This window comes from Celeribacter litoreus (genome assembly GCF_020165855.1).
Taxonomy (GTDB): domain Bacteria; phylum Pseudomonadota; class Alphaproteobacteria; order Rhodobacterales; family Rhodobacteraceae; genus Celeribacter; species Celeribacter litoreus.
This window is the reverse complement of the sequence record NZ_JAIUFY010000005.1, coordinates 242,373-255,702: the sequence shown is the minus strand read 5'-3', so window position 1 is coordinate 255,702 and position 13,330 is coordinate 242,373. Positions and strand designations below refer to the sequence as shown.

The following is a 13,330-nucleotide window of genomic DNA, read 5'->3' as shown; positions in this document are numbered from 1 at the left end:
AGCTATATGTCTTTTGTCCTGATTTGGGGGCTTGTCGCCCTCCTCCCGACGGCAGGACTTCTCCTCTGGTCAACCCTCACGATGGAAAACTTTCAGATCGTCTGGGAGCCGTCCTTGCAGGCATATCGGGATGTGCTCTCGTCAGGGCGTTGGCAGGTCACGATCCGCACACTCGAAATTGCGGCAATTGTCACGCTGATCGAAATCTTGCTCGCCGTCCCGTTTGCGCTCTGGCTCGCGAAGGGCACGAAAAGTGCGGGCGTCCGCACCGTGAGCCTCGCACTTCTGACTATTCCATTTTTCCTCTCCCTTTCCTCGCGCACCATCGTTTGGCGCGGTGTGCTTGGCTTGAACGGCCCGATCAATGCCGCCTTGCTCCAGCTCGGTATCATCCAGGAGCCGCTTGACTGGCTCCTGTTTTCACAGTTCTCGGTGATCCTCGGCCTGATTGGGCCCTACTTCCCGACTATGGTCTTCCCTCTCTATCTCGCATTCATGCTGATTGATGATGAGGTGCTGGCGGCCTCCAAAGATCTTGGCGCCTCTCCGGCATTTACGTTCTGGAATGTCATTGTGCCGCTCGGCTTGCCCGGCCTTGGCGCTGGCATCGTCTTCACATTCGTGCCGATGATTGGCGATCCGGTAGTGCCCGAACTCCTCGGGGGTGGGAACGTGGTTGTGCTCTCGGCCTCGGTGCAGAGCTTGCTCCGCATTCTGAATTACACCGTTGCCTCGGCACTCTCTGTGCTCATGCTCGTCATCCTTGTGGCCATGATCTCACTTGTCGCGGCCATCACCGCCCGCTTTGCGAAGGGAGGTCTGTGATGTCCAACCGGCAACCCACAATCAATCCGATCCCCCACTGGTCCGAGAAACATGGCTGGCGTCGTCTTGGTGCAGTGACAGGCTTCATTGCACTGTCCTTTATCTTTGCCCCGATCCTCTGGCTGGTCGTAATGTCTGTGTCCGAAGACCCGCTCAGTGGCTTTCCCGGGCCGTTCACCCTTACTTATTATGGCCAACTCCTCGAACAAACGGGCTGGGTTGATCCGCTCCTCAACAGTGTCGCGATCGCGCTCGGCGTAGCCGTCGTCTCCATGATTGCCTCGACCCTGATAGGCCGTGCGATCCCTCGCATTCGCCGCGGGCAATTTACGCTCACAGGTGTGATGTTGCTCCCGATGATGATCCCGGGTGTAGTGATCGGCACAGCGCTATTCCTCTATTTCCGCGTTGGTCTCGATATGAAACTCGGGCTTTGGTCCCTGTTCCTCGGGCACCTGATTTGGGCGTTTCCCTTCAGCTTCCTGTCGGTTCTCATTGTCGCGCTGCGCTTCGATGTGCGTTTGCTCGATGCGGCTGCGGATCTCGGCTCCGGTCCGCTTGAGCGTTTCTGGCGCGTCGAGCTTCCCCAACTCAAAGACGGAATCATATCCGGTGGCCTCTTTGCCTTTCTGCTCTCCTTTAACGAAATCGCGCGTTCAATCTATCTACGCGGGAAGACCGAGACACTGCCCATCTACCTTTGGCAGCAAGCTGCCTCACACTCTTCTCACGTTCCACTGATTTATCCGCTGAACGTCCTCATCCTGATCGTGAGTTCCGCCTTGGTGGCGCTCGCGTTCTGGGTCCTGTTCGGCCGCACCAAAACCTAAGGCAACATTATGACGACTGCTCAAGACCTCCTCGCCCGCGACGCCGCTGCCGTCGCAGGCATCGAAAAACTGCGCTTTTTCCCGATCGCTCTAGAGAGTGGGAAGGGCTCATGGCTGACAGAAGTCGGCGGGCGCAAGCTGCTTGATCTTTCGGCCACATGGACCGCCTGCGGTCTCGGGCATGGCCATCCGAAGATCATCGAAGCGATGACCCGCGCGGCACAATCGCCTGCGGGGGCCGGAGGCCTATCCGCAACGCATCCGGATTCAGTTGGGTTTGCAGAAGAACTCCTCGCACTGACGCCCGGAGAAGGCGAGCGGCGAGTTTACTTCGGCCATGCCGGGACGGACGCGAACGAGGTCATCTTCCGCGCGGCGCGAATGGCGACTGGAAAGCGCCGGATCGTGACCTTCAAACTCGGCTATCACGGCGGCATCGGCATCTCCATGGGCGTCTCCGGCGTGCACATCGACGCGGGTGCTGCGCCGGACCCGGACCTTTACCTCGCAACTTACCCGAACCCGTTCCGCCCCCATGCCGAGGGTCCGGATCCGGTGCAGGCGTCGCTTGAGGCGTCAATTGCAGAGATTGATCGCGAGCTTGCGAAGGGCGATGTTTGCGTTCTGATGGCAGAGCCAATCCTTTCGGACGGTGGCATGATCCTCCCGCCGAAGGGCTTTTTGACCGCGCTCCACGCGACCTGCCGGAAACATGACGTGCTCCTCGCGATTGACGAGGTGAAGATGGGGCTCGGGCGCCCTGGTGTGCTCCACGCCTTCCAGCTTGACGGCATCACCCCAGAGATCGTCACCTTCGGCAAGGTAATCGGATCGGGCCTTCCACTTTCCGCCGCAGTTGCCCCCGCATGGGTGATCGACGGCCCGCCTGCAACCGCACTGCTCACCACCGCAGGCAACCCGATTTGCACTGCCGTGGGCCGTCAGGTCATGCGCACGCTCATTGAGGAAGACCTGCCTGCGCGGGCCGGACGTGCGGGTGAGCGGTTCATCGCAGGCCTGCGTGAGGTGATGGCACAGAGCCCCGTGATCGGCGACGTCCGGGGCGCGGGTCTAGCCATCGGGCTCGAGCTTGTGACCGACAAAGAGACAATGGCCCCCGATGCGAAGCTCGCGGCAAAAGTGGTGTATCGCGCGTTCGAACTTGGCGCGGTTGTGCATTACGTGGGTGGCAACACGCTCGAGATCACTCCGCCGCTCGTCATCACCGACGACGAGGTGGACACGGCTGTCTCGATCCTTGCCCAGGCGATTGCTGACGCCGCTGCGGGGAAAGTCTCGGAAGAAGATGTCGCGCCCTACGCAGGCTGGTAAAACGAGAATGCCCCGCACGGTTTACGCCGTGCGGGGCTCGACTTGGCCTGAAGGGGAGGAGGCATTAGTCGATTTCTGAAAGGACCGCGTCCGTGGTTGCCTGTCGGCAGTATCCTTTGAAAAGAGACAGCGCCCAGTCATGGCGCTCTTGCGTCTCTGTCGTGCAACCGTCGGTGATGCACGTCATGAAATACCCGCGATCCGCGCCATCCCGCACCGTCTGATCGACGCATTGATCGGTCAGGAAGCCGGTGACGAGGATCTGACTCACACCCAAATTCCGCATCACGTAGTCAAAGTTCGTAGAATTGAAGAGCGAAGAGGACGTTTTGGGGAGTACAATCTCGTCGCCCTGCGGCGCGATATCGTCGATGACCTTGGCCTCCCAACAGCCCTTCGGGTAGTTGAAGTTGCTGAGCTTGTAATCGAGGCTCCGGTCGCGTCCGTCGAGCGTCAGGCTTTCCATAACCGTATAAATGACTTCGATCCCCGCCGCCCTGCACGCTGCCATCAGTTTCTGGATGTTCGGCACCACTTTTGTCGTGGCCTGTTCATAGAACCATGGCTTTGTATCTGCGAGACGGTCATTCAGCGTGCCGTTCTGAACATCAATGATCAGCAAAGCTGTGCTGCCTGCTTTCATCGGGACGTGACGGTTTTGGTTAGACATTTTGTCGCTCCATCGGTTCAATTTCACGAAGCGCTGCGAGCATCGCCCGTCGCATCGTCGACGCCAGACGCCTCTGCCCCGCGCAGGTCTCGATCAGATCCTGACAGATTTCGATCTCGACATAGGGAATCCCCTTCGCGATGGCCTGCAGCGGCACAGTAAAATCCTCCTCAATGCCAACGCTATAGGGTTCGTTCCGCCGCACGACATAGGTCTCGTTCGCAAGGTGCTTTTGCAAAGCCGCTGCGAAAGCGCTCTCACCCTCGTAGATCACGCCGATATCAACCTCGCGCCTCGCCCCGCTCTTCATCCGGCGCGTGAAGGAATGCATGGTCATCAGGATCGGCCACTGTCCGAGCACCTCACGCTGGTCTCTGAGCAGGGCGCCGAGGGCCTCCTGATAAGGCATCAGGATTTCCTGCTCACGCTGAAGACGCGCAGCGTCATCCAAGTCCTCATTCCCGGGGATCGCCCGCGCATCACTAACTGCGGGAATGGAGGTCGGGTTTCCGGGTCTGCGATTGTTGTCGATGACAAGCCGGGAATAGGGCTGCGCCACCATCGGGGCCAGCATCAAGCCGGAGAGCCAGCTTGTCACCGCGAATATCCCTATATCAACGCCGATATGATCGTTCAGATGTTCCTCATCCAGCCCGAGATCGGCGAGCTGTGCGGGAACGAGAGCCCCCGCATGATCACAGCAAAAAACAAAAGGGCTCTTGCCTGGCCGGAAGACCTGAATGAGCGGCGCAGGATCATCCTGCGAGAGCAATTGCTCAGAAGCAGTCGACATATTTTGCCACCTGTTCATCGAGATCGAGACCGTCGAGAAGCGAGAGTTCGCTGCGTTTGTTCATCACGTAGGCACCGAGGAACTCATCCCCCATCCACTCGCGCACGACAGGAGAGGCTTCCATGAGATCAAGCGCTTCTGAGAGGCTCATGGGGAGACGCTTGAGGCCGCGCTTTTCGGCCTCTGCCTGGGGAACGGCACTTGGATCCCCGTCGGTCGGCTGCGGCGCGGGAAGGTCTTTCGCAAGCCCTTCGAGGCCCGCCCAGACGAGTGCGCCCAAAAGAAGGTAGGGATTCGCGCTAGCGTCCGAGGCGCGGTATTCGACATTGAACCCAGCTTTCGATGCGCCCTCCGCCAGCGGACAAATCCGCAGGCCCGCCTCGCGGTCTTGAACCGAGAGATTATTGTAGGCCGCACTCCAACGGTTTGGTTGCAGACGTTCGTAAGAAATCGCCGAGGAGGCCGTGAGGGGCAGAAACTCCGACATATGCGCCAAAATGCCCGCGACGAAGGCCGACATCGGGGCGGACATTTCATGCGCGCCAGTCGCATCATATGACATCGGCGTGCCGTCTCGATCCTGTAGGCTGAAGTGCACATGGACGCCATTCCCGACGAGCCCTGCGCCCATCACCGGCGAGAAGCAAGCTTTCTCGCCCTTGGCACGGGCGACAGACCGCGTGACTTCACGCAACTGGACGGCGCGATCCGCGGACGCTACGCCAATCGCTGGAGAATTCGTCACCTCGAACTGGCCTGCGCCATATTCGGGCATAACCATCTCTGGCTCGATCCCCGCCTCATCCAAGGCGCCAACCAAGCGTGACAGAAAATCCCCCTGCTGACGGAAACTGTCCAGCGCGTAGGCATTGCCGCCGCTCTCGGACACGCCGGTGTAATGGAACTCATGCTCGAACGCCGAATAGAGCCGCAGCCCGTATTCGCCCTCCAAACGCGCAAGACCCGCTTTGAGCCAACTGCGCGGGCAACAGGCCCACGGCGCGCCATCGAGCGTCGTCAGATCACACAAGACAAAGCGCTCGGCAGGCCACGCATCACCATGATCCACCACAACTTCCGTCGCCGGATCCGGCATCATCAAGAGATCCCCACGCGGACCCCACGGGCTGTTCACAATCGCCCCGAAACTCGTGATCATCAGGTTCGTCGGCGCGAGACCGACGCCACGGCGAACATACTTCTCTTTTTCCGCGACCGGATAACCCTTGCCGCGCACGCGCCCACCATAGTCCGCGATACAAGCCAACATGACGTCTGACTGTTTCATGGAATACCCTCTCTGATAAATGTTATCTTTTTTTCTTATTTTTTATTTATAAATACAAATGAATTTTTTATTTCATTTTTGATTTGTCATCCATACGGGCTGAACTGCTGAGTTTTTGGTCAGAAATCTCGCCATCCATCCGAAACTCACACATGCCACAGCTTTGCTCAATCCCTGAAGCTATTCGACCCGTTGCAGGAAATCTTGAATAGCCTGCGCCATTTCTTCGGCCGCCTGCGGCTCAAGGTGGAAATGGTGATCCCCCGCAAGTTCAATCGCCTCATACCGCAGGATGAGGTCCGCGCCCAAGCGAGCCAACACCCCGTTGTCGGGGCGCGTCTGCAGCATCCCCTCTTTTGCCCAAATGTTCAGAACCGGACATTGGATCGCTTTGAGCACGGCCTCGACATCGGACGGGGTCAGTTTGACTGCGGAGCTGGCAAACAGCCTCGGATCGCCGCGCAACCGGAAACCACCCTCGTGACTTTCGAGGGCGCGGGCTGCGAGCGCCTCTGCCGTTGCTCTGGCATTCCCCTGACCAGAGCGGCGCTGGATATAGTCTTCGTGTGTTTGAAAGGTTCTCGGCGGGCGGCTCTTTTGTTTTTGCGTTTGCTGAAGAAACGCGCGGAGCGTCGCGACGATGTCGTTTTCCGTCGGCATGGAGACAAGCGAGTCGAGAGAGATGAGGGCTTTCACCCGTTCCGGCAGCGAGGCGGCGAGAAGGGCCGCGATGTTTGCCCCGCGAGAGTGTCCGAGAAGAACGCACTCCTCCCATCCGAGGAGGTCCAGAAGGCCTACGATCTGCGGTAGGTCATCCCAGATATTATAGGTCGCATGGGCCGCACGATGCCCGCTAAGTCCCTGCCCACTCAGGTCGAGCGCGACCACATGACAGCCCGTCAATCGCGGCGCCAACTCGCGAAAACTCTCGGCGTGATCCATCCAGCCGTGAAGGGCCAAAACGGGCACACCGTCCTCGGGACCCCATGCCAGTCCCGTCAGATGCAGATCATCCACATCCCATTGGCACTCCCGCCCTTGTGCACTCATCTTTGCCCTACCTCTTAAAATCTTTTCGAAAGCATAGACGAGATAAGTCACCGAGTTGAACACCTCTCTCCGCACGAGCCACCCGCAGGCCCATTGGAAATGGTTAATGTTCACTTTATGTTCTTTTTATGCGAGTCGATTTCCATAGCTGCTTTCCCCTGCGCCGGTCCCGGGTCCATGAGGTCTTTGGCCCGAGCGCGATGACCTTTGCCGCAATGGCGGCACAGGGAGATCTGCTCTGGATTCGGGAAAGCTGGCTGTCTGACACAATGACACCGCAGGGCCTGTTGCCCTTCTGTGATCCGAGCCGCCTCCTCTTGGCGCGCCCGAAGGAACAGATCGACAGTCTCGCCGTTGCCGAAGAGGCTCTCAAAGACGGTGCATTGCCATTTGTTGTCATTGAAATAACACGACCTCTGAACCTCCGCGAGGGACGTAGGCTGCAATTGGCGGCCAAGGCGGGCGGCACCACAGGACTCTGCATCATCCCCGAAGGCATGGGATCGAACGCGGCCGAAACACGTTGGCTCGCCGCTCCGATGTTCAACCAAACCCCCGATCCTTTGCAGGAAGACTCGACTCTGATGCGGTGGGAAATTAAAAAGAACAAATCAGGAACATTAGGTGTCTGGAATGTTCGATGGAATCAGAAAACGCGTCGTGTGCATGTGGTTCCCCCGGCTGTCGAGTGACCGGGTTCTCCGCGCGCATCCCATTGATGGACCCTTCGCGCTCACGCTGAAAACCAACAACACAGAGCGGGTCTACTGCCTCAACGAGGCGGCAGAGCGCCTCGGTCTCTCGCGCGGGATGAGCTTTGCCGATGCCCGCGCCTTTTGTCCCGACCTCGTCAGCCGCCCAGCGCGACCAGACCTCGACGCGCGGTTCCTCGCCACCCTGCGCCGGTGGGCGACACGCTATTGTCCGTGGGTTGGCTATGAGGGCGAGGATGGTCTCGTGCTGGACGTCACCGGCTCCACCCATCTTTGGGGCGGAGAGGTCGATATGCTCGCGGATATGCGTGACCGCGCCGCCCGTGCAGGTGTCGCCCTCCACCTCGGATGCGCCGAGACGCGCGGCGCGGCATGGGCCTTTGCGCATTTCGGGAACGGGCAAACCCGCTTGGATGACCTCCCCGTCGCGGCGCTACGCCTTGACGACCAAACGATCACCTCACTTCAACGGCTGGGCCTGCGCACCATTGGCGACTTAAACGCCGCTGCCCGCGCCCCTCTGGCCCGACGGTTCGGACCCGAGTTGATGATCCGACTTGATCAGGCCGTGGGGGCGATCCCCGAACCCGTCACGCCCGAAAGTGATCCACCGCATTACGCCACGCGCATGAGCCTTCCCGAACCCATCGGCCTCACCGAAGATGTGATGGGGATCACCATGCGGCTCCTCGCCCCCCTGTGTGACAAGCTCAAAGCCCAAGAGGCCGGCGCACGGCGGCTCTGCCTCACCCTGCGGCGCGTCGATCAGGGCGAGCAGCAGGTCGAATTGCGTCTGGCCGCACCGATGCGCGATCCGCACCGGATTTTGCCGCTGTTCGAACGCGGTGTGGGGGAGGTCGACGCAGGGTTCGGGATCGACCAACTCCGTCTAGAGGCAACACAGGTCGAACCTCTCCCAGTCCAACAGATCGGATCGCGGCAAAGCTCTCCGGATCAGTTGAACGACCTGATCACGCGCATCGGCACGCGGATCGGGCTGGAGAACATTCAGCGGTTTCTCCCTGCGGACAGCCACATCCCCGACCATGCCTTCACTATCGCGCCAGCGGCCTTCAGCCAGCCGGACAGCGGATGGTCCACCCTACGCCCGCGCCCTCTGCGCCTGTTCCCGCCGGAACCGATTGCCACCACAGGATCACAGCCCCCGACACGCTTTCGATGGCGGCGCATGACCCTCACGTCAGGGCGGATCATCGGCCCCGAACGCATCGCACCAGAGTGGTGGATGGCGGACGACGGATGGCGGTCCGGCGTGCGCGATTACTGGCGGGTCGAGACGCGGGAGGGGCGGCGGCTTTGGCTCTTTCACACGCCGCAAAATCCCGGCTGGTTCGTGCAGGGGGAATTCGCATGACCTATGCCGAGCTTTGCGTCACCACGAATTTCACGTTCCTCACCGGCGCCTCGCACCCCGAGGAGCTGATGCTGCGGGCGGTGGACCTCGGCCTCGACGCCATTGCGATCACGGACCGCAATAGCCTCGCCGGTGTGGTGCGCGCTTATTCCGCGCTCAAGACTCTGCGCGAGGACGCCGCCGAAAAGCTCCGCATCCGCTCCTCGCATCAGGTGGACCCGTGTTCGCGCCAAGAGGTCGGTTCGCCGATCGACCTGCCCCGCCCTGCCGTACCGAAGTTTCCCAAACTCATTGTCGGCACCCGCCTCGTGCTCATGGATAGCCCCGTCGAATGGCTCGCTCTCCCGACGGATCGCGCGGCCTATCACAGGCTTGCCCGTCTTCTGACCCTTGGCAAACGGCGAGCGGAGAAGGCGGAGTGTCATTTGGAACTGCGTGATCTGGAACAGGGCTGCGACGGCATGATCCTGATCGCGCTTCCGCCACGAGACCTGCGTCGCGCCTATCCGCCAATTCAGCGACTCCAACGTCGTTACCCCGCCCATGTCTTTCTCGGGGCCCCACCCCTTTATGACGGCTCGGATCAGGCGTGGTTCGATGCGTGCTCTGCTATGGCGCTCCGGTGTTCGACCCCGATGGTGGCGGTCGGGGATGTGCTCATGCATCACGCCAAACGCCGCAAGCTCGCCGATGTGCTCACCTGCTTGCGCGAGGGGATCACCATCGACCGGATCGGGACCAAGGCGCTCCCCAATGCCGAACGTCGTCTCAAGGGCGCGGCGGATATGGCGCGGCTCTACCATCGGCACCCTGCCGCCCTGAAACGCACGCTGGAGATCGCGGCGCGCTGCGGATTCGACCTCTCGGAACTGAGCTACGAATATCCCGACGAGATGTCGAAAGGGGAAACGCCTCACGAACGCCTGGACCGATTGGCCCGCGACGGGATCAAAGCACGCTATCCCCACGGCGCCTCGCAACGGGTGCATGATCTTATGGAAAAGGAGTTGAGCCTCGTCAGAGAACTCAACTACGCCCCCTATTTCCTCACCGTGCATGACATTGTGCAGGAGGCGCGATCCCGTGGCATTCTCTGTCAGGGGCGCGGATCGGCGGCGAATTCCATCCTCTGTTATCTCTTGGGCATCACCGACGTGTCGCCCGACATGATCGGCATGGTGTTCGAGCGCTTCATCTCCCGACACCGAGGAGAACCGCCCGACATCGACGTGGATTTCGAACACGAGCGCCGTGAGGAAGTCATTCAGTGGATCTATGAGAAATACGGTCGCCACCGCGCGGGCCTTTGCGCCACGGTGATCCATTTCCGCACCCGCGCCGCGATCCGCGAGGTTGGCAAAGTCATGGGCCTATCCCAAGATCTGACCGCGCGTCTGTCGGGTGACATTTGGGGGCTGACCAATTCCGGGGCGGATATGGAGCGGGCCAAGGAGCTTGGCCTCAACCCACAGGACCGGCGGCTCGCGCAAACCATCCAGTTGATTGGTGAGATCATCGGCTTTCCCCGCCACCTGAGCCAGCATGTCGGTGGGTTCATCATCACGCGCGGGCGGCTCGATGAACTCTGTCCGATCGAGAACGCCGCGATGGAAAACCGAACGGTGATCGAGTGGGACAAGGACGACATCGACGCGCTCGGCATTCTCAAGGTGGACATCCTGAGCCTCGGGATGCTGACCTGCCTGCGCAAGAGTTTCGCCCTCTTGGAGCAGCATGAGAAAACAGAACTCACCCTCGACACCGTCCCACAGGAGGACACGGACACCTACGAGATGCTGCAACGCGCCGATGCCGTTGGTGTATTTCAGGTCGAAAGCCGCGCGCAGATGAATTTCCTGCCCCGCATGAAGCCCGCGACCTTCTACGATCTGGTGATCGAGGTCGCCATCGTGCGGCCCGGCCCCATTCAGGGTGGCATGGTCAAACCCTACATCCGGCGGCGGCAGGGATTGGAAGCGCCGGAGCCTTTCGGCCCCGCCCTCGCAGAGGTCACGCGCAAAACACTGGGCGTGCCGCTATTTCAGGAACAGGCCATGCAGATTGCCGTCGTCGGCGCGGGATACACGGCGGAGGAAGCCGATAAACTCAGGCGCTCGCTCGCCTCATTCCGGCGTATGGGCACCATTGGGGAACACCGCGACCGCTTCGTGCGTGGCATGATGGACAACGGCTATTCCGAAGAGGTCGCCCTCGCCTGTTTCGGCCAGATTGAGGGCTTTGCCGATTATGGTTTCCCGGAGAGCCACGCGGCCGCCTTTGCCATGCTGACCTATGTCTCCTCATGGCTCAAATGCCACCATCCGGCGATCTTCGCATGTGCTCTCCTGAATTCACAGCCCATGGGATTTTATGCCCCCGCGCAGATCGTGCGGGATGTACGTGAGCATGGTGTCGAGGTGCGCCCAGTCTGCGTGAACCATTCCGAATGGGACAATGTGCTCGAACGCCGCGCCGACGGGGCCTTGGCCCTCCGGCTCGGGTTTCGGCAGATCAAAGGCTTTCGCGAAGAGGATGCGGGCTGGATCGTCGCGGCGCGGGGCAATGGCTATCAGGACCCCGAAAGCGTCTGGCTCCGCGCGGGCGTGTCGCCCTCGGTGCTCGAACGTCTCGCGGAAGCGGATGCGTTCATCGGCATGGGACTGACTCGCCGCGATGCCTTATGGCAAGTGCGTGCGATCCGCGCGCCGAAGCCTCTACCGCTGTTCTCGGACCCGCTCGATGGCGAAGGCATTCGGGAGCCGGAGGTGATCCTGCCGAACATGCATTTGGGCGAAGAGGTGGTGGAGGATTACGTCGCCCTGCGCCTGACGTTGAGGGCACATCCTATGGAACTGCTGCGTCCGACCATCTCCGGCCTGACGCCCCACGACCGCCTCATCGAAGCCCCTCTGAAACGCACCTCCGTCTGCGGTCTCGTCATCACGCGCCAAAGACCCGGCACCGCGTCGGGAGTGATCTTTCTAACCTTGGAGGATGAAACCGGCGTGTCGAATGTGGTGGTCTGGCCAAAGGTTTACGAACGGTTCCGGCGCACCGTCATGGGCGGGCGTCTCCTACGTGTCACGGGTCGGTTGGAGCGCGAGGGGATCGTCGTGCATCTCATTGCCGACCACATTGAGGACCTGTCGCACAAGCTCGCCGAACTCGGCCACCCGCTCGATGACGTGATTGGCGTCACCCAGCCCCAAGCCGACGACGCCCCCCGTGCCCCACGCTATCCCGCCCGCGCGCGCCATCCGCGTGAGCAAGCAAAACGGCTCTTCCCAAGTCGAGATTTTCACTGAGCAAAAGGCGGGGAAAGACTTCCCTCCCCGCCCTCAGATCAATCAGGCCACGTCCGGCAGCGGAAAGCCATTGCGCCCCGGGAACTCCGGCGCAAGCACCCGCGCATTCGGCATCTTCAGCCACAGACGGAGCAATTTGCGCCGCTTCTCCGGCTCTTCATGATCCTCGAACGCATTGCGCGAATGCAGCACCGCGTAGTTGTTGGCAAACTGCAGATCGCCGGGTTCAAGCATCATGTCGAGGCGCAGTTCTTCTTTGCCGATGATGCTGTCGAAGAGATCAAGCGCCTCGACTTCAACCTTGGAGAGCGGCTGTTCCATCACCTCATGCCCGAGTTCGATATACTGGCGCAGATAACGGCAGCTCAGTTTACCCTCGTTCACGCTAAAGATCGGCGACAAGCTCGGCGTGTCTTCGCAGAGATGCGAGAAATACCATGGGCGATAGAAGAGTCCGAGAAACTCACGGTGGTTTTCCAGAACCTCGTTGTAGATCGACGCGACGCTGATCAAGCTACTCAGCCCACCCTGCCGCGCCTTGCGCACCGACAGAAGGCCCACAACATCCGACGGATCGGAGTGGTAAGGCAGATAGAGATTGGTCTCGTAAACGCGCGTCTCTTTCTTTGTCACGTCCCCGACGTTCATCACCTTCCCGATCAGATCGCCGCGCGGGTTTTGCCCCACGGGCTGCCCGAGGTGGAGGCCGATTGCATAGTAGATCGTGTCGATTTGCTCATCAGTATACTTCTCAACCGGCAATCCGCGCAGGACGCAAAAGCCGCGCCCACTCTCCAGTTCGTCGGCACAGAGCGCCAGTTCCTCCTCTAACTTGCCAAGCGGGAAATCCTCCCGCGTGAATTTGGGAAAGCTTTTCCCGCTCGCCTCAAGGCCCACAAGGGCCGCATCAATCGCCGCGATATTTTCTTCGGTCAGCGGATGGATCCAGCTCTGATCAGCCTCGAAATCCGCCGCGACCCATGCAGCCGGGTTCGTAATTTTGTCGGTCAAGATGATGCTCATGTCTTCGTCCTTCCATCATTCAGATTTCATCTTTGCGTGCGTAGGCAGGAAGCGAACGGGGCCATCACGGGCCAATCCGAATCTCCATACCATATGGTATGGACTTGATAGATATGTCTGACACCC

The 13,330-nt window shown here is 60.4% G+C and carries 11 protein-coding genes; 6 read left to right on the top strand and 5 right to left on the bottom strand.

The genetic code is table 11. The features are described from left to right. The first annotated feature begins 6 nt into the window (after positions 1-6). Genes LA304_RS03255 through LA304_RS03245 form a run of 3 tightly spaced genes read left to right on the top strand, consistent with a single transcriptional unit; the run spans position 7 to position 2,987 of the window. Positions 7-825 carry an ABC transporter permease gene (locus tag LA304_RS03255; protein ID WP_224501686.1) on the top strand — a complete coding sequence of 273 codons (819 nt, stop codon included), beginning with the start codon at positions 7-9 and terminating at the stop codon, positions 823-825. Next, complete coding sequence (locus LA304_RS03250; protein ID WP_224501685.1) at positions 825-1,655, top strand: ABC transporter permease; 831 nt, start codon at positions 825-827, stop codon at positions 1,653-1,655. The genes LA304_RS03255 and LA304_RS03250 overlap by 1 nt, the downstream gene beginning before the upstream one ends. A gap of 9 nt (positions 1,656-1,664) precedes the next feature. Beyond that, positions 1,665-2,987, top strand: a complete 1,323-nt coding sequence (locus LA304_RS03245) for an aspartate aminotransferase family protein (protein WP_224501684.1) — start codon at positions 1,665-1,667, stop codon at positions 2,985-2,987. A 64-nt stretch (positions 2,988-3,051) separates the two neighbouring features. On the opposite strand, the gene LA304_RS03240 is transcribed toward LA304_RS03245, so the two are convergent. From LA304_RS03240 to LA304_RS03225, 4 genes are all read right to left on the bottom strand, one after another. Then, the gene (locus LA304_RS03240) at positions 3,052-3,657 is read right to left on the bottom strand and encodes a cysteine hydrolase family protein (protein ID WP_224501683.1); all 606 of its coding nucleotides are present in this window, start codon (positions 3,655-3,657) and stop codon (positions 3,052-3,054) included. Beyond that, a complete protein-coding gene (locus LA304_RS03235) occupies positions 3,650-4,450 on the bottom strand; it encodes an N-formylglutamate amidohydrolase (RefSeq protein WP_224501682.1) in 801 nt (266 codons plus the stop codon). The genes LA304_RS03240 and LA304_RS03235 overlap by 8 nt, the downstream gene beginning before the upstream one ends. Beyond that, positions 4,434-5,738: a glutamine synthetase family protein gene (locus LA304_RS03230; RefSeq protein ID WP_224501681.1), complete on the bottom strand. Its 1,305-nt coding sequence runs from the start codon at positions 5,736-5,738 to the stop codon at positions 4,434-4,436. Before LA304_RS03230 ends, LA304_RS03235 begins: the two co-directional genes overlap by 17 nt. 180 nt (positions 5,739-5,918) lie before the next feature. Beyond that, positions 5,919-6,788, bottom strand: coding sequence for an alpha/beta fold hydrolase (locus LA304_RS03225; protein WP_224501680.1), 870 nt, complete (start codon positions 6,786-6,788; stop codon positions 5,919-5,921). Positions 6,789-6,916: 128 nt separating this feature from the next. Between LA304_RS03225 and LA304_RS03220 the strand changes: the two genes are divergently transcribed. The 3 genes from LA304_RS03220 to LA304_RS03210 are packed head-to-tail and all read left to right on the top strand — an operon-like array spanning position 6,917 to position 12,181. Then, the gene (locus tag LA304_RS03220; protein ID WP_396022171.1) at positions 6,917-7,480 is read left to right on the top strand and encodes an ImuA family protein; all 564 of its coding nucleotides are present in this window, start codon (positions 6,917-6,919) and stop codon (positions 7,478-7,480) included. Beyond that, positions 7,422-8,876, top strand: a complete 1,455-nt coding sequence (locus tag LA304_RS03215; RefSeq protein ID WP_224501678.1) for a Y-family DNA polymerase — start codon at positions 7,422-7,424, stop codon at positions 8,874-8,876. Before LA304_RS03220 ends, LA304_RS03215 begins: the two co-directional genes overlap by 59 nt. Next, positions 8,873-12,181: an error-prone DNA polymerase gene (locus LA304_RS03210; protein ID WP_224501677.1), complete on the top strand. Its 3,309-nt coding sequence runs from the start codon at positions 8,873-8,875 to the stop codon at positions 12,179-12,181. Before LA304_RS03215 ends, LA304_RS03210 begins: the two co-directional genes overlap by 4 nt. Positions 12,182-12,223: 42 nt before the next feature. Here LA304_RS03210 and LA304_RS03205 read toward each other — a convergent pair whose 3' ends face one another. Then, a complete protein-coding gene (locus LA304_RS03205; RefSeq protein WP_224501676.1) occupies positions 12,224-13,204 on the bottom strand; it encodes a TauD/TfdA family dioxygenase in 981 nt (326 codons plus the stop codon). Positions 13,205-13,330 lie beyond the last annotated feature (126 nt).